Genomic DNA, 15,716 nt, shown 5'->3' on the forward strand with positions numbered 1-15,716 from the left:
CCTCCGGTCGGATCACAGCGCCTCAGCCGTTCCCATCGGGCGGAACGGACGGGCCGGCCACCATGGGTAGAACCGGGGCATGCCGGTCGACACCCGGTCCGGAAACTCGGCCAATCGCTTCTCGAGGAAGGCCGCGACTCCCTCCTTGGCGTCCTCGGACATACCACGGGACTGCACCGCGCGCGAGTCGAGCATGTGGGCGGTCATCGGATGCTCGGCCGCGAGCATCCGCCAGAGCATCTGCCGGTTGAGGGCGACCGAGACGGGCGCGGTGTGGTCGGCGATCTCTCGGGCGATCGCGTACGCGGCGGGCAGCAGTTCCTCGGGCGGGTGAACGGATCTGACCAATCCGCCGGACAGGGCTTCCGCCGAGTCGAAGATCCGCCCGGTCCCTGCCCATTCCAGGGCCCGGCTGATCCCCACAAGCCGAGGCAGGAACCAGCTGGACGCGCCCTCCAGCACGATGCCGCGGCGGGCGAAGACGAATCCGAACCGGGCATGCTCCGCCGCCAGCCGGATATCGGCGGCCAAGGTCATGGTGACGCCGACGCCGACCGCGGGCCCGTTGAACGCGACGATCACCGGCTTCAGCGCGTCGAGGATCCGCAGGGAGACACGCCCGGCATCGTCCCGGTGCTCGGCGCCCGCCGGGTAGTCGAAGGTCGCGCCGCCGGAGGCCAGGTCGGCACCGGCGCAGAACCCGCGGCCGGCGCCGGTGAGCACTACGGCCCGCACGTCGTCATCGGTGTCGGCCAGGTCGACGGCCTCGATCAGCTCGTCGGCCATGGTCGCGGTGAAGGCGTTGAGCCGGTCGGGCCGGTTCAGCGTGATGGTCAGGACCCGGTCTTCGACTTCGCACCGGATCTGCTCGTAGCGGCTCACCCGGCGGCCCCGGGACGGCGCCAGAAGACCGCCAGCTGCGCGGCCGCGGCGGCCAAGCCCAGTCCCGTGGCGAGCGCCGCCCGCCGTGGTCCGGTCCCCCGCTCGTCCAGGCCGAGGGCGCGGTCGACGCTGAACCGGCCCGGTCCGAGCGCGGCCAGCGCGACCGAGGCGGCGGCCAGGTTCAGGACGAACTCGTAGCCCTCGTTCAGCACGAAGAAGCCGTTCGGCAGGTGGACGGTCCGCGCGGCGACGCCCATCGTGCCCACCACCGCCGACGTGGCCAGCGGGGTCGCCGCCCCGGCCAGGAGCGCGGTGCCCGCGCCGATCTCGACGACCGCGCTGGCCTTCGCCTGCAGCCGCGGCTCCCGGAACCCGATGGACCCGAACCAGCCTGCTGTGCCGTCCAGCGTGCGGCCGTGCCGCACCCCGTGCGCGATCATCGTGCCGCCGATCACGGCCCGCAGCGCCCACCGCGCCACGTCGGTGCCACTCATCAGTTCTCCGCTCGTCGTCGGTGCTCGTGCTGGGAAGCGGTCCGGGCCAGGAACCGGCGGGACACCTCGGCGACGTCGGTACGCCGGCGCAGTTTCGCCGCCGACTCCAGGGCAAGGGCGTGCGCCAACGTGGCCCCTTCACCGTCGGCGAGCAGACCGAGCGTGGCGCTGACCGAGTCCGGCGCGGCGGCGACGATCGCGGCGGCGATCCGCTCGGCCCGGTCCGGCAGCCGCTCGTGAGGCACGACTTCGTTGACGAGGCCGGCCTGCAATGCCTGGTCGGCGGTGATCGGGTCACCGGTCACCATCATCTGGCGGGCCAGCCGTACTCCGACTGCACGCGGAAGCATCGCGCTCATGCCCCAGCCGGCCACCAGACCGAGCGCGGCGTGCGTGTCGGCGAACTTCGCCTTGTCCGAGGCGATCAGGAAGTCGCACGACAGGGCCAGCTCCAGCGCGCCGGTGTAACAAGGCCCGTTGATCACACCGAGCACGGGTGTCCGTGCCACGCGCAGGACCTCCGCCGGGTCGGTTCGGGCACCACGGGCACCGCCAAGCGACTCCTTGAGATCGACCCCCGCGGAGAAGGCCGGATCGGTCGCGGTGAGCACGACGAGGCGAGTACCGGGGTCGGCGTCCGCGCCCCTGACCGCGTCGATCAGGCCACGCCGCATGGCGACCGTCAGCGCGTTGCGCGCCTTCGGGCGGTCGAGTGTCAGCCACCGCACCCCGTCCGCCCAGCGGGACCGGAGCCCCTCGACGGCGAGTTCCTCGGTCACGCCGTCAAAACCAGCGCCGAACCCATGCCACCGCCGGCGCACATCGCGGCGACCGCCGTCCCGCCGCCGCGGCGGCGCAGTTCGTGGGCGAGGGTGGCGACCATTCGCGTTCCGGTCGTGGCGATGGGGTGCCCGAGGCTGCAACCGCTTCCGAAGGGGTTCACCCGCTCCGGGTCGAGTCCCAGCTCGCGGGTAGTGGCCACGGCGACCGAGGCGAAGGCTTCGTTGACTTCGAAGAGATCGACTTCCTCGATGTCGATCCGGGCGCGCGCCAAGGCCAGCCGGATCGCGGCGATCGGGGCGAAGCCGGTCTCCACCGGATCCACGCCGACGCTCGCCCACGAACGCACCGTCGCGAGCGGGGTGCGGCCGTGTTCGGCCGCGAGGGCCGCGTCGGCCACGACGACCGCGGCCGCACCGTCGTTGACGCCGCTGGCGTTGCCCGCGGTGATGGAGAAGCTGTCGATCTCGGGGTGCAGCACCTTGAGCGCCGCCAGTTTCGCCATGCTCGTGCCGCGCCGCGGGTGCTCGTCGACCTCGAAGACCGACACCGCGCCGTCCGGGCCGGTGACCTTGACCGGGACGATCTCGTCGGCGAACCGGCCTTCGTCGATGGCCCGGATCGCCCGCTCGTGCGAGCGCAGCGCCCACGCGTCCATCTCGGTGCGGGAGATCCCGGCCAGCCGGGCGGTGTTCCAGCCGACGAGGACCGCCATGTCCCGGTTCGGGGCGTCCGCCGTCGGCACATGGGACGGTGAGCTCCACGGCTCCTCCCACGTGGCGGTGCCCGGGACCCGCCACCGTGACACCGGGGCCGTCGAGGACGAATGGGTACCGCCGGCGATCACGGCGCGGTCCATCCCCGCCCGGATGGACGCTGCGGCGGTCGCGACGCTCGCCAGACCCGAAGCGCAGTGCCGATTCAGCGCCACACCGGGAACGTGGGACAGGCCGGCTTCCAGGGCCGCGTAGCGGGCGATGTCGCCGCCGCCCGCCAGAGTCTCCCCGAGCACGACGTCGTCCAGGCATCGCGACGGGAGCCCCGAGCGCTGCGCGGCCTCGCGGACGACCACCGTAGCGAGGTCGAACGCGCTCGTTTCGCGCAGCGAGCCCTTGCGGGCGGTGCCGATCGCGGTCCGGCAGGCTGACAGCACCACGGCCTCGTTCATGCAATTCGTTATACTCTATTCTGGCGCCGACGGAAAGAGCGGCGCCCATCGACGGAGGTGCCGAGTGGAGCCGAAGACCGTCCTGTTCGCCGTGACCGACCACGTCGCGACGATCACCTTGAACCGGCCCGAAGCCATGAACAGCTTCACCCAGGCGATGCTCGACGACTTCGCCCACATCTGGCGGCGGGTCAAGGACGACGACGACATCCGGGTGGTCGTGCTGCGCGCCGCGGGCGACCGCGCGTTCAGCACCGGCATGGACGTCAAGGAGGGCATCGACCGCCGCTCCAATGTCTGGAGCCGGACCGATCCGGGTGAGCAGCTGTCACCGAAGACCAACCAGGTCTGGAAACCCCTGGTGTGCGCGGTGCACGGAATGGCCGCCGGCGGCGCGTTCTACTGGCTGAACGAGGCCGACATCATCATCTGCTCAGAAGGGGCCACCTTCTTCGACCCGCACGTCAGCTACGGGCTCACAGCGGCACTGGAGCCGATCGGGCTCGCCCGGCGCATTCCGCTCGGCGAAACCCTCCGCATCGCCCTGCTGGGCCTCGACGAGCGGTTGTCCGCGGAGCGGGCACTGCAGATCGGCCTGGTGAGCGAGGTGCTTCCCCGGGACGAACTGTGGAACCGGGCGGATGAACTCGCCCGCATCATCGCCGCGAAACCACCGGCCGCAATCCAAGGAACGGTCCGCGCCGTCTGGGAATCCCTCGACGCCACGCGCACGCAGGCACTCCGCACGGGACTTTCCTACACCCAGCTCGGGAACCCGATCGGGAAGGCCGAAGTGGACCGCGCCGAGGTACCCCGGCGGAAGTGGACGCTGCGCTGACCATCCCGTAGCCTCTCGATAAAAGAGTATCCTTTTTTGGAGGCTGAAGTGCGCTTCGGAATGCCGTGGCCGGGGATCGAGGTCGCCCGCGAAGCCGAACATGCCGGCGTCGAGGCGTTCTGCACCGGGGACTTCGTCGACCACGACGCGTACACCACGCTCGCCGAGATGGCCGCCGGGACCGAACGAGCGCTGATCGGGCCGGCTATCGCCTACGCCTTCGCCCGCACGCCCTACGCCCACGCCACGGCCATGCGCCAACTTCACGCGACGGCACCCGGCCGGCTGTTCCTCGGCCTGGGAACGGCGGCGTTCCGCGTCAACCGCGATTGGCTCGGCGTGCCGGCCGACCGCCCGGTAGCGCGGGCCGCCGACACGGTCGGCGCCGTCCGCGCCTGGTTGCACGCCGAGAACGGCGAGCGGGTCCGGTACGCGGGCGAGTTCCACACGATCGACGCCGACGTCCGGGCCCCGGTGCTGGGCCGCCTCGAGATCCCGGTGCTGCTGGCGGCGTTCAACCGGCAGATGGCGGTCACCGCGGCCCGGGTCTCCGACGGCGTGATCGGGCACGGGCTGTTCACGGAGTCGTGGTGGACCGACGTGGTGCGTCCGGCGGTGACGGCGGGCTCCGCCGACCGCGGCGAGCCTCCACTCGAACACGGCTGGATCATCACCGCCGTAGACGACGCGGCGCCCGAACGCGCGATCGCCGATGCCCGGCGGATGATCGCGTTCTACCTGACGGTGAAGACGTACGACCCGTTCGTCGCCCACCACGGCTGGGAGGTCCCGGTCGCCCGCCTGCGCGAAGCATTTCGGAAAGGCGACACCGACGGGATGGCGGCCGCGGTGCCGGACGAGATGCTGACGGCGATCGCCGTGTGCGGGACGACCGCCGACGCGAGGAAGACCCTTGCCCGCAGGGCGAAGTCATTGCCGCGGGACGTCGGCTACTTCGCACCGCCGAGCTTCCTGGTGAGCCACAAGCGACGGGCCGCCTACGCCCGCTCGAGCTTGGACCTCCTCGACGATTTCACGTGAAAGCGCCGCCGATGAGGGTCTCGCGGACCAGATCCGCGGCAGGGTGCCGAAGCGCCGTGATCAGCGGGACGTCCAGCAGGACCAGGTCGGCCGCGACGCCGACACGGACCCGTCGTGGCGGGCCACCGGGGTCGTGCGGGTCGCCGAGGTATCCCGCCAGTGCCTCGGCGCAGCTGATCCGCTCCCCCGGCCCGAGCAGGGACCCGGACGGAGTCCGGCGCTCCGTGGCCACCCGGATCACGGCCCACGGGTCGAGCGGGCCATACGGAGCGTCACTCGACGGCGTGCACCGGATCCCGGCCTCGATGAGCGAGCCCAGGCGGTAGAGATCGGGCTGGTCGACGGCCGGGACGTCGCGCAGGTAGTCGTCGCCGCGCTCGGCCAGGAAACCCGGCTGGGTGACGACCCGCAAGCCCAGCTCCGCGATCCGGGGCACCAGTTCGGCCGGCACCAGCGACGCGTGCTCGATCCGGTCACCCGGCCGGACGCCGGTCTCGTCGAAGGCCGCGAGCAGGAGCACCAACGCCTCCCGGGTTACGCAGTGCACTGCCACCGCCCGGCCTTCCTCGTGCGCCGCGCGGATCCACACTGTCAGCGTGGCGAAGCCGGGCAGGTCGGAATCGGCCAGGATGATCTTGTACGGACCGGACGCCGGATGGCCGAGCGGCACCCCGAGGAGCAGCACACGCTGGGACAGCGCACCGCCGGTCAACGCCGCGATCGCGGCCGGCGCGAGGTCGGGGGTCGCGTCCGTGACGGCGGTGATGCCGAACCGCGCAAGCCGTGTGCCGACTTCCGCGAGGTCGGGCAACGGAACGGCGGGCAGCCGCTCGCGCAGCCAGTCGTCCGCCCGCCACAACCGCCCTGTCGGGTCGCCGCGCACGTCCCGTTCGATCCCGGGGTGGTCACCGGTGGACAGCCGCAATGCCGTGGCGCCCGCGGTGTTGACCGTCCACAGTGCACCACTGCGGTGCTGGACACGGACCGGTCGTGCGGGGTGCAGGCGGTCGAGCACGCTCGCGTCGAGCAATCCTGCTACGGATTCGTGGTACCCGGTTCCGCGTACCCAGCCGTGTTCGTCGGCGCGTGCGCCGGACAGCGCGGCGCCGAGGTCGGCGGTGGTGCGTACGCCGGGCGGTCCGCAAGGTACGGACCTGAACTGTGCGGCGAGAGCGTGCAGGTGCAGGTGGTGGTCGCACAGGCCGGGCAGCAACGCCCCGCCACGCGCTTCCAGCACCGCCTCCCCGGGCGCGCGATCCAGAGCCGGCGCGATCGCGGTGATCACGCCGTCGCAGATCCGGACGTCCGCCCGGCGGGCGCCGTCGAGTTCGGCCCCGCGCACCAGGACCCCGGTCACCGGAGTCCCAGTTCACGCAGCAGTTCGGCGGTGTGCTCGCCGCTCCGGGGTGCGGTTCCGCGCGCATCCCTGCGGTGGGGGACGGCGAGCGGTCTCCCCTCGGGCACCAGACCGCCGGGTAGCTCGGAGTCCAAGGTCGACGCCACGACGTCCGCCATGGCGACGTCGATCAGCCTGCCTTCCGGCGCGGACAAGGCCAGTTCGGTGGCGATCAGTCCGGTGAGCGGGTCCGCGAGGGCGTCACCGCAGAAGTATGGGGTGCCGTCGTCCCCCGCTACGACCAGGCCGCTCGCGGCGGCGACGTCGTCCCCGAAGCCGACCCGGTCGGAATCCCTTCCGTAGGCGGTGATCGACACCCAGATCGTGCCCGCGGCCGCGGCGGCTTCGGCGTCGAGACCGAACCGCGCCAGCGCGCGCGGGCGCGATGCCTCGATGACGACGTCCGCGGCCTCGACCAGCCGGGCCATCGCCCGGCGCCCCTCGCCGGTGGCCGGGTCGAGCACGACCGACCGGTGCCCCGCGTGCAGCAGGCGGTAGAAGCCCGGGTTGCCGCTGCGGGCGCCGTCCGGCCGCTGCGGCGTCTCGACCTTGACGATCTCGGCTCCGAGCAACCCGAGCAGGTGCGCGCACAACGGCCCCGCCCAGAGCGCGCTGAAATCCACCACCAGCAAGCCCGCGGCGGAACGCGCTCGCACGGGCCGGGGCAGGTGCCCGGCCCGCGCGCGGATCGGACCGGCGGCGACGCCGAGCGGGGTGGCGCGGGCGATCAGTTCGTCGCCGCTGTGGGACCGGAGCCACCGCGCGACCGCAGGCCACGGGTCGGCGGGCAGTTCCGCGCCGACCAGGGCGCCGAGCAGCAGCGGGTCGTCGGGCCGGGCGCACGAGATGGCGGCCCAGCCGTCGGCGGTCGGCAGGATCCGGCAGCTCCCGCCGGCCGAGACCGGACCGCGGCGGTGGTGGCCGGTGAACGCCGTGCGCTCGGACAGCAGGCGCGCACCGTCGATCGGAAGCCCGCACCGCGTCGCGACTTCCCGGGCGAGGGTGGCCGCCCGGCCCGGCGGGACCAGCGGTGGCCCGGACGGCGAACCGGTCAGCGCGACCACACCACTGCCAAGCCAGTCGGCAACCTCGTCGGAGGGTTCTGCCGGTACCGCCCGGGTGTTACCGTGGATTCCGTTGTGGACAGTCATCGCCCGTTCTCCTGCGCCGAACTCGCCGCCGGTGCCGCACAGGCACCGCTCCTCGATGACCGCGGCCGGATCGCGGCCCCGCTGCTGGTCGTCGATCTCGACACCCCCGCGGGAGACGGCACGCTGTCCGCCGCCCGGGCGGCGGACAGGGTGCTCGTCGGAATCGCCAGCGCGGAAGACTTGGATCCCGGACGGCGAGAGCTGGCCGAGGCCCTGGACCTGACGCTCGTCCCGCCGGCGCTCGCGGTCACCGGCCGGATGTTCGTCGCCACGGGCGATCCCGCGGGCACCGCCGCGAGCCTGCGTGCCGCCGCCGAAGCCCGCCCGCAAGCCACTCTCGTGCTCGCGTATCTGCTGCGCACCACCGGAGAACTCGCCGTCACGGCCGCGCTGGACGCCGAATCCCTGGCGTACTCGACCCTCCTGGACGGGGCCGAGTTCCGGCGCTGGCTGGAGCGGCGCGGCCCCAGGCCGGTCCCGCCCACCGTCGCGGAGCCGGTGCTCGCACACCGATCCGGCGCGGTCCTGCACCTCACGTTGAACCGGCCGGAGCGCCGCAACGCCTACGGCCGGCAACTGCGTGACGCGCTCGTCGACGCACTGCGGATCGCGGAGCTGGACGACACTGTCGAGCACGTCGTGCTCACCGGCTCGGGGCCGTCGTTCTGCGCGGGCGGCGACCTCGACGAGTTCGGCACGAGCCCGGACCTCGCGACCGCCCACTTCGTGCGGACCCGCGGCGGGGCGGGCTTGCCCCTGCACCGGCTCGCCGCGCGCACCGAGGTCCGGCTGCACGGCAGCTGCGTCGGCGCGGGGATCGAGCTGCCCGCGTTCGCCGGCCGGGTGGTCACCGCGCCGACGGCCACCTTCCGGCTGCCCGAGGTCGGCATGGGCCTGATCCCCGGCGCCGGCGGGACGGTGAGCATCCCCCGGCGGATCGGCCGCTGGCGCACGCTCCACGCCGCTCTGTCCGGCGAGTCGATCGACGCCGCGACCGGACTGGCCTGGGGACTGGTGGACGAAATCACCCCTCACTCAAGCGTCCAGGTGAACACCGGGTACCAGACGCCGAACGGGTCGTCGCTGTAGCGGCACTTCGCGTCCACCGCCCGGCCCTCGCAGGCACCGGCCAGCACCTGCCACGCCACTCTGCCCTCGACGAGCAGCTCGGCCGCGACGTCGGGGGCGAGGTCGAGGAACGGCCCGGGATCGCCCACGTGCAGGGCTTCGCCGAGCAGGTGGTCCAGCTCCAGTGCCCGGGCGTCCTCGTGTCCCGGTGCCTTCGGACCGCGACGAGCGCTGCCGTCGGCCATGACCAGCAGGCCGATCCGCTCGGGGCGGCCGGCGAGCCACCGGCCGTGGCCACGGCAGAGCTCGACCGGCGCGGCCGCGTCGATGCCATGGAACTCGACCGGCACCGGAACGGTCTCGGTGAGGTCCCGCGCCACCGCGAGCGACAACGGCAGCAGGTCGCCCTCGGGTGCGGATCCGAGGGCAGGAGCGAAGAGAGACACCGGAGAAGCCGCGTCCGCCGGCCACGTGCGCGTCCCGGGCGCGCTCCCGACCGCGACGAGGACATCCGGCGCCGCGGCGACGAGGTCATCGACCGCCGTCCGGCAGGCCGCCCGGAGCTCGCTCACCTCGCGGACCGGCAGGCCGGTCGCACCGGGCAGCAGCAGCGGCGGGTGCGGGCAGGTGGCGGCACGGACGATCACGCGAGCCCCCGCACGGCCCTGGCCGGCGGTTTCCGCCCGCGCACGACCGCGACCATGTCGAGTACCTGACGGGTTTCGGCGACGTTGTGGGCTCGCACCACCGCGGCGCCTTCCCACGCGCAGACCGCGGTCACCGCGAGGCTGCCGGCGAGCCGGTCCGGCACCGCCGCGTCCAGCGCTTCACCGATGAAGTCCTTGTTGGACACCGACGCCACCACCGGCCAGCCCGTCCGGGTGAGTTCGCCGAACCGGCGGGTCAGTTCCAGCGAGTGCCAGGTGTTCTTGCCGAAGTCGTGCGTGGGGTCGATCAGGATGCCCGCCGCGGGGACCCCGGCGCGGACCAGGGCGTCGGCGGCGCGGGTCACCTCCCCGACGACGTCCGCGACCACGTCGGTGAACGTGCTCCGGTGCGGGCGGGTCCGCGGTGCGGCTCCCCCGGTGTGCGTGCAGACGTACCCAGCACCGAACTCGGCGGCCACACCCGCCAGTTCCGGGTCCGCACCGGCCCACGTGTCGTTGAGCAGGTCGGCGCCGGCCTCGCAGGCGAGGCGGCAGACTTCGTGCCGCCACGTGTCGACACTGATCACCAGGTCCGGGAACCGCGCGCGAACCTCGGCCACGAACGGCACCACCCGCCGGATCTCCTCCGGCACGTCGACGGTGCGGCCGGGGCCGGCTTTGACGCCGCCGACGTCCACGATGTCCGCGCCGTCGGCCACCGCCCGCTCGACCGCCGCGAGCGCTTCCCCGCGCTCGAAGGTGGCACCGCGGTCGTAGAAGGAGTCGGGCGTGCGGTTGACGATCGCCATGAGCAGCGCCCCGTCGCGGCGCATCACCCGATCCCGGAACCGGATCTCCGGCAGCTCACCGGACATCGTTCAGGCGCACGCGTGCTCGGCGGCGACGAACCCGAACACCATCGTGCCGCCGATGCTCCCGCCCGCGCCGAGGTACTTGCGGCCCATGACCGTGGCCGTGATGTTGCCGGTGGCGTAGAGACCCGCAATGGGCGCGCCGTCCGAACCGAGCACGCGGGCGTGCTCGTCCGTGACCAGGCCACCGCAGGTCCCGACGTCACCCGGGAAGATCTTCAAGGCGTAGAAGGGAGCACGGTCGAGCGGGCCGAGCGCCGGGTTCGGTTTGTTCCCCGGATCGCCGAGGTGCTTGTTGTACGCCGATTCGCCCCGGCCGTACTCGGGGTCGAGGCCGTCCGCGGCGTAGACGTTGAACTGCTCGACGGTCTCGGCCAGGCCGTCCTGGTCGATCCCGCACTGGCGGGCCAGTTCGGTGACGGTGGCTGCCTTCTTGACCTCGCCGCTCTTCACCCAGTCTGCGGGCAGCCGGCCGACACTGGTCTGCGAATGCGTGTAGCGCCGCCGGTAGTTGTCGTCGAAGACGAGCCAGCACGGGACGGCAGGCGTCTTCTTGTTCCGTTCGAACATGGCCTTGCCGACCTCGACGTAGGAGTTGGCTTCGTTGCAGAAGCGCTTCCCCGCGGCATCGACGAAGATGGTGTGCGCCCGCTGGCGCGCGCTGTTCACCGCGGACATGCCGAAGTAGGTCGACGGACCCGGCAGCCACCAGGCCTCGTCCAGGAGGTCGGTGCGCGCGCCCAGGGTCATGGCCATCGTGAGGACCTCGCCCGTGTCGCCCGGGTTGGCCATCGACCACTCGCCGGTCGTCCGCTGATCACCGCCGTGCTCCAAGCGCATCTCCGCGTTGTGCGCGAAACCCCCGGCCGCGAGCAGCACGCCCTTCCTGGCCTCGACGGTCTTCGTGGTGCCCCCTTGGGAAACCCGCACCCCGCGCACCCGGCCGTCCTCGACAACCAGCTCCGTGACCGAGCTTTCGAGCCAGATCGGGATCCCGCGCGCGACCGCGTGCTCCACCAGCTGCCCGACGAGCGACGAGCCGTTCGTGAGCAACGGGCGGCGACGCAGTTTCGCGGCGAGCGCGCGTCCGGCGATCCGCCCGGCGACCGCGAAGCTCCGGACCGAGCGGTTGAAGTGCATCATGGCCGGGATTTCCTCGGTCATCGCGGGGAACCCGATCGACGCCGCCAAGCCCGGCTGGAGCTTGGCCCGCCACTCACCCAGCCGACGGGCGTCGTACGGGACGCCTTCGACCGACCGGCCGGCAGCGTTGCCCCCCTTGAGGTTGTCGTAGTAGTCGGGGTACCCGGCGCAGCGCTGGAAGCGCATGCCTTCGTCCTGTAGGAAGGAGATCATCCGGGGCCCGGCCATCAGGTACGCGTGCCGGCGCTCGTGCGATGACCCGGGACCGGCGTCGCCCACCACCTCGTCGAGGTACGCCATCCCGTCGACGTAGGAGTCGTGGATCCCGTCGGCCTTCATCAGCGGGTTGTCCGGAACCCACACCATTCCGCCGGACATCGCGGTCGAGCCGCCCACGAGGGGCTGCTTCTCGATCACGAGCGCCGAGCTCCCCGCGTCCGCCGCGCGAAGGGCACCCACCAAGCCGCCACCGCCGCTGCCGACACTGACGAAGTCGTACGAACTGTCCCAGGTTGACATCGTTGTCTCCGAACTCGGCCGGCGCACCGGTCGTCGTGTCAGGAAAAGGCATCCTCGTTCTCGGCCGTGGTCACCGCGGCCGTCCACATGCCGACGAGCACGTCCACCAATCCCGTCGCGAACTCCTCCCAGGAGGCCGGCTGGACGGGGGTTCCCTCGGCAAGCGCCCGCTCGCGTTCGGCGCACATCTGCACGATGACGTGACTGACGATCCGGGTGCGTTCCGCCAGAACCTGATCTGACAGACCGGGCAGGCAGTCGCTCAAGCCGCGCCGGATCCGGGCGACCGACTCCGAACTGGCTTCTTCGACGGTGATTTCCCGCATCCCGGGGTCGGCGACGACCTGCGCGATGAACCGCGCGTGCCAGGTGGGCGGGCCGTCCTCGTCGAGCTGTTCGGTGTAGGGGTGGACCAGGCAGGCGACCCAGTCACGCAACCCGGGCTCGGCCCCCAGCCGCTTGAACCACTCCTGGCGCTTGACCTCGATGCGCTCGTTGAACTGCCGCATCAACGCCCGCACCAGGTCGGCCTTGGAGGTGAAGTAGTAGCCGACCACCGAGGTGTTCCCCTTGCCGGCGGCGGCGCCGATCTGGCGGTTGGAGACGGCCAGCACGCCCTGTTCGGCGAACAACCGGACGGCGACCTCGAGGATCGCCTTCCGGGTCGCGATCCGGCGGACGTCGGCAGTGGCCCCGCCCCCGCCGCGGACCGTCGCCAGTTCACCGGCGCCTTCCGTGCCCTCCACGTCATCGGGCTGCCGGGCTTTGTCGGTTCGCATCGTGGTTCGTCTCTCGGTCTTCTGCCTGCGGGTCATCCCGGGATCCTTCCCGGCGGGTACGCACTTCCGGACATCATGCCTGTTTCCCCAGTTCGGCAGCGTGGGAGGTCGTCGTGCACGGCGCGGTCCAAATGCCCGTCAGCGCGTCGATGAGCCCCTCGGCCAGGCCCTGCCAGCTCGGCCACACCGTCGGCACACCGGCCGCCAGCGCACCTTCCCGCTCGGCGCACATGCGGATGATCAGGTGCTGAACTATTTCGCCCCGCTGCGCCGCGACCTCACCGGACATGGCAGGCAAGCAGTGTGCCAGCGCTTCGCGCGTCTGCTGGAGCGTCGGCGAGAGGATGGCCTCCTCGGTCACCACCGCCCGGAGAGTGGAGTCGGTCATCACCTGGGCGCAGAACCTCGCGAAGTACGTGGTCCCCTGCTGGGCCAGGTGATCGATCCACGGATGGACGAGACAGCTGATCCAGTCCCGGATGCCCGCGGTGTCGTCGAGTTCGGCGATCAACGCGGCCCGGGCGGATTCGACATCGGCGGTGAACCGCCGGGTGACGGCGCGGACGAGATCGGCGTCGGTGCGGAACCGGTGGGCCGCCAGCGCCGGGCTCGGCCCGTCCTGGAACCGGCGTCCCGCCAGCGCGGACGTCCCGTACTCGACGAAGAATCGTTCCGCGGTTTCGATGCTGGTCACCCGGACCACCGAACGGCGGCCGCCCCGGAGTGCGGAACTGCTCGCCGACCCGCCCGGCCAGGCGGGTGGCGCCGAGGACTTCGGGCGACGCGAGCCGCTCATCTCGCCTCCGAGGCGGACAGCGCGAGCTTCACCATGTCGTCGGGCTTGAGCGCGAAGCCGGCTGAGCTGCCGCCGTCAACCGGCAGCACGACGCCGGTGACGAACGCCGATCGCTCGCCGGCGAGGTACAGCGCCGCTTCCGCGACGTCGGCAGGTGTTCCCTCCCGGGGCAGGGGCGTCGAAAGGGCCATCACGGCGCGGTAGACGGCGACCTGGCCGGTCGCTTCGTCGCCGGACATCGAACTGCCCAGCAGGCCGGTGGGGATGTTGCCCGGCGCGATGCAGTTGACCCGCACACCGTGTTCGGCGAGGTCGATCGCGACCGACTTGCTCATCTGGATCAAGCCGGCCTTCGAAGCCCGGTAGCTGATCACGCCCCGCCCGGCCGTGATCCCGCCGACCGAGGTCACGTTGATGATCGAACCGCCGCCGTGGGCCGCCATGTGGTGGGCCGCCTCCTGGGTGCCGACCATGACACCCAGCAGGTTCACCGACATGATCCGGTGGAAGTCAGCGAAGTCGTCGTCGGCGAACTTGGGGTGCATCGCCCCGGACACCCCGGCGTTGTTCACCATGACGTGCAGTCCGCCCAGGGTGTCCACCGCGAAGCGGATGAGCTCCCGCACCTGCTCGGGTTCGGCGACGTCGGTCTGACGGAACACGGCGTTCTTCCCGATGGCGGCCGAGGTCTTCTCGCCCGCCTCGCGGTCGACGTCGGATACGACGACCAGCGCCCCCTCTTCGGCGAACCGTTCGGCGATGCCGCGGCCCAGGCCGCCTGCCGCACCGGTCACGATGGCGATCCGCCCGGTCAGCTCGTTCACCTGTCGGCTCCGTTCTGGCGTGGGAGCTCCGTCGCTCCCGAAGACGTGGACATCGCGACCTACCAGGAAACCGGCAGGTGGTAGACGCCGTAGGCGAGCCGGTCGTGCTTGAACTCGACCTTGTCGAGGGGCGTCGCGAGCTGCAGCGTCGGCACCCGCTTGAAGAGGGTCCCGAAGACGACCTGCAGTTCGACGCGGGCCAGCTGCTGGCCGATGCACTGGTGGATGCCGAACCCGAACGCGTGGTGGTCGCGGGCCTGCCGGTGCAGGTCCAGCTGCTCCGGCTCCTCGAAGGTCCGCGGGTCGCGGTTGGCGGTGGCGAGCTCGATGATGATGCCCTCGCCGCCGCGGATCAGCACGTCGCCGATCTCGATGTCCTCCTTGGCGATCCGACGCTGTCCATTGTGGATGATCCCGAGGTAGCGAAGGAGCTCCTCGACCGCACCGGCGACCACGGCCGGATCGTCGGTGTCCCGCAGGATCGCGAGCTGCTCCGGGTTCTCCAGCAACGCGAGGGCACCGAGGCCGATCATGTTGGCGCTGGTCTCGTGCCCGGCGATGAGCAGGCCGAGACCCATCTGCGCGGCCTCCATGACGGTGATCTCGTCGGCGACCACTCGCTGGGCAAGGTCGGAGATCACGTCGTCCTGCGGTTCCGCGGCCTTCTTCTCGACGAGCCCGACGAGGTACTGGACCTGGGCCGCGAACGACTGCATCGACTGCTCGGCCGTGGCGTACCGGTCGACGCCCACAGTGGCGTGGTGCTGGAAGAACTCGTGGTCGTCGTAAGGCACCCCGAGGATCTCGCAGATCATCAGGGTGGGCACCGGGATCGCGAGAGCCTCGACCAGGTCGGCGGGCGCCGGGCCCGCGGTCATCGTGTCGAGCTGTTCGTCGGTGATCCGCTGGATGACCGGGCGCATGGCCTGCACGCGCTTGAACGTGAACGGCGCGGTCATCATCCGGCGGTAGCGCGTGTGCACGGGCGGGTCGGTGTTGAACACCGAGTCGGACCGCTGCGGGGCCATCGTCGCGACACCCTCGTTCCAGTGCGGGAACCCGGGGACCCGGTCGTCCACGCTGACGCGGGAGTCGGACAGCAGCGCGCGCTGCTCTGCGTGTCCCGTGACGATCCACGGCGAGCTGCCGTCCCAGATCCGCACCCGCGACACGGGGTGCTCGGTGACGTCCGCGCGCAGCTCGCTCGGCGGGTCGAACGGACAGCCTTCCGCCCGGGCCATCGGGAAGTAGGGCGCTTCCCCGGTATCGGCGACCGGCGTCAGTGTTTCGGACATGTGTTTCCGCGCTCCTTCGCTGC

General features: G+C 71.8%; 16 protein-coding genes. 3 read left to right on the forward strand and 13 right to left on the reverse strand.

Features of this window, described 5'->3' with window-relative positions:
- Window positions 1-12: 12 nt before the first annotated feature.
- Genes QQ657_RS13395 through QQ657_RS13410 form a run of 4 tightly spaced genes read right to left on the reverse strand, consistent with a single transcriptional unit; the run spans window position 13 to window position 3,324 of the window.
- The gene (locus tag QQ657_RS13395) at window positions 13-882 is read right to left on the reverse strand and encodes a crotonase/enoyl-CoA hydratase family protein (protein ID WP_284742419.1); all 870 of its coding nucleotides are present in this window, start codon (window positions 880-882) and stop codon (window positions 13-15) included.
- On the reverse strand, window positions 879-1,376 hold the full coding sequence (locus QQ657_RS13400; protein WP_284742420.1) for a DoxX family protein: 498 nt from the start codon (window positions 1,374-1,376) through the stop codon (window positions 879-881). Before QQ657_RS13400 ends, QQ657_RS13395 begins: the two co-directional genes overlap by 4 nt.
- Window positions 1,376-2,155: an enoyl-CoA hydratase-related protein gene (locus QQ657_RS13405; protein WP_284742421.1), complete on the reverse strand. Its 780-nt coding sequence runs from the start codon at window positions 2,153-2,155 to the stop codon at window positions 1,376-1,378. Before QQ657_RS13405 ends, QQ657_RS13400 begins: the two co-directional genes overlap by 1 nt.
- Window positions 2,152-3,324, reverse strand: a complete 1,173-nt coding sequence (locus QQ657_RS13410) for a thiolase family protein (protein WP_284742422.1) — start codon at window positions 3,322-3,324, stop codon at window positions 2,152-2,154. Before QQ657_RS13410 ends, QQ657_RS13405 begins: the two co-directional genes overlap by 4 nt.
- Before the next feature lie 64 nt (window positions 3,325-3,388).
- Here QQ657_RS13410 and QQ657_RS13415 point away from each other — a divergent pair, with 64 nt between their 5' ends.
- Together QQ657_RS13415 and QQ657_RS13420 are read left to right on the forward strand one after the other, a co-directional pair.
- Window positions 3,389-4,162 carry an enoyl-CoA hydratase/isomerase family protein gene (locus tag QQ657_RS13415; protein ID WP_284742423.1) on the forward strand — a complete coding sequence of 258 codons (774 nt, stop codon included), beginning with the start codon at window positions 3,389-3,391 and terminating at the stop codon, window positions 4,160-4,162.
- Between the two features lie 48 nt (window positions 4,163-4,210).
- Window positions 4,211-5,203, forward strand: a complete 993-nt coding sequence (locus QQ657_RS13420; protein WP_284742424.1) for an LLM class flavin-dependent oxidoreductase — start codon at window positions 4,211-4,213, stop codon at window positions 5,201-5,203.
- On the opposite strand, the gene QQ657_RS13425 is transcribed toward QQ657_RS13420, so the two are convergent.
- Window positions 5,196-6,560, reverse strand: a complete 1,365-nt coding sequence (locus QQ657_RS13425) for an amidohydrolase family protein (RefSeq protein ID WP_284742425.1) — start codon at window positions 6,558-6,560, stop codon at window positions 5,196-5,198. The genes QQ657_RS13420 and QQ657_RS13425 overlap by 8 nt on opposite strands.
- Window positions 6,557-7,750, reverse strand: a complete 1,194-nt coding sequence (locus tag QQ657_RS13430) for a CoA transferase (protein ID WP_284742426.1) — start codon at window positions 7,748-7,750, stop codon at window positions 6,557-6,559. The genes QQ657_RS13425 and QQ657_RS13430 overlap by 4 nt, the downstream gene beginning before the upstream one ends.
- Here QQ657_RS13430 and QQ657_RS13435 point away from each other — a divergent pair.
- Window positions 7,727-8,839 carry an enoyl-CoA hydratase/isomerase family protein gene (locus QQ657_RS13435; protein ID WP_284742427.1) on the forward strand — a complete coding sequence of 371 codons (1,113 nt, stop codon included), beginning with the start codon at window positions 7,727-7,729 and terminating at the stop codon, window positions 8,837-8,839. The genes QQ657_RS13430 and QQ657_RS13435 overlap by 24 nt on opposite strands.
- Here QQ657_RS13435 and QQ657_RS13440 read toward each other — a convergent pair.
- From QQ657_RS13440 to QQ657_RS13470, 7 genes are all read right to left on the reverse strand, one after another.
- Window positions 8,782-9,465: a class III extradiol ring-cleavage dioxygenase family protein gene (locus QQ657_RS13440; RefSeq protein ID WP_284742428.1), complete on the reverse strand. Its 684-nt coding sequence runs from the start codon at window positions 9,463-9,465 to the stop codon at window positions 8,782-8,784. The two genes, QQ657_RS13435 and QQ657_RS13440, sit on opposite strands and share 58 nt — an antisense overlap.
- Complete coding sequence (folP, locus tag QQ657_RS13445; RefSeq protein WP_284742485.1) at window positions 9,462-10,298, reverse strand: dihydropteroate synthase; 837 nt, start codon at window positions 10,296-10,298, stop codon at window positions 9,462-9,464. Before folP ends, QQ657_RS13440 begins: the two co-directional genes overlap by 4 nt.
- Before the next feature lie 45 nt (window positions 10,299-10,343).
- Window positions 10,344-11,999 carry an FAD-binding protein gene (locus tag QQ657_RS13450; RefSeq protein ID WP_284742429.1) on the reverse strand — a complete coding sequence of 552 codons (1,656 nt, stop codon included), beginning with the start codon at window positions 11,997-11,999 and terminating at the stop codon, window positions 10,344-10,346.
- Window positions 12,000-12,037: 38 nt separating this feature from the next.
- Window positions 12,038-12,778 (reverse strand): TetR/AcrR family transcriptional regulator, encoded by a 741-nt coding sequence (locus QQ657_RS13455; RefSeq protein WP_284742430.1) that lies wholly within the window; start codon window positions 12,776-12,778, stop codon window positions 12,038-12,040.
- A 73-nt stretch (window positions 12,779-12,851) separates the two neighbouring features.
- Window positions 12,852-13,472, reverse strand: a complete 621-nt coding sequence (locus QQ657_RS13460) for a TetR family transcriptional regulator (RefSeq protein ID WP_284742431.1) — start codon at window positions 13,470-13,472, stop codon at window positions 12,852-12,854.
- A gap of 98 nt (window positions 13,473-13,570) precedes the next feature.
- A complete protein-coding gene (locus QQ657_RS13465; protein ID WP_284742432.1) occupies window positions 13,571-14,398 on the reverse strand; it encodes an SDR family NAD(P)-dependent oxidoreductase in 828 nt (275 codons plus the stop codon).
- Window positions 14,399-14,457: 59 nt separating this feature from the next.
- On the reverse strand, window positions 14,458-15,693 hold the full coding sequence (locus tag QQ657_RS13470) for a cytochrome P450 (protein WP_284742433.1): 1,236 nt from the start codon (window positions 15,691-15,693) through the stop codon (window positions 14,458-14,460).
- Window positions 15,694-15,716: the final 23 nt, after the last annotated feature.

Origin of the sequence: Amycolatopsis ponsaeliensis, from assembly GCF_030182635.1 — a bacterium.
Classification (GTDB): Bacteria; Actinomycetota; Actinomycetes; order Mycobacteriales; family Pseudonocardiaceae; genus Amycolatopsis; species Amycolatopsis ponsaeliensis.

Bases quoted from the DNA above. Each gene is read 5' to 3' on its own strand.
- QQ657_RS13400 (WP_284742420.1), bottom strand. From the start codon at position 1,376: ATGAGTGGCACCGACGTGGCGCGGTGGGCGCTGCGGGCCGTGATCGGC.
- QQ657_RS13410 (WP_284742422.1), bottom strand. From the start codon at position 3,324: ATGAACGAGGCCGTGGTGCTGTCAGCCTGCCGGACCGCGATCGGCACC.
- QQ657_RS13450 (WP_284742429.1), bottom strand. From the start codon at position 11,999: ATGTCAACCTGGGACAGTTCGTACGACTTCGTCAGTGTCGGCAGCGGC.
- QQ657_RS13470 (WP_284742433.1), bottom strand. From the start codon at position 15,693: ATGTCCGAAACACTGACGCCGGTCGCCGATACCGGGGAAGCGCCCTAC.
- folP (WP_284742485.1), bottom strand. From the start codon at position 10,298: ATGCGCCGCGACGGGGCGCTGCTCATGGCGATCGTCAACCGCACGCCC.
- QQ657_RS13430 (WP_284742426.1), bottom strand. From the start codon at position 7,750: ATGACTGTCCACAACGGAATCCACGGTAACACCCGGGCGGTACCGGCA.
- QQ657_RS13455 (WP_284742430.1), bottom strand. From the start codon at position 12,778: ATGCGAACCGACAAAGCCCGGCAGCCCGATGACGTGGAGGGCACGGAA.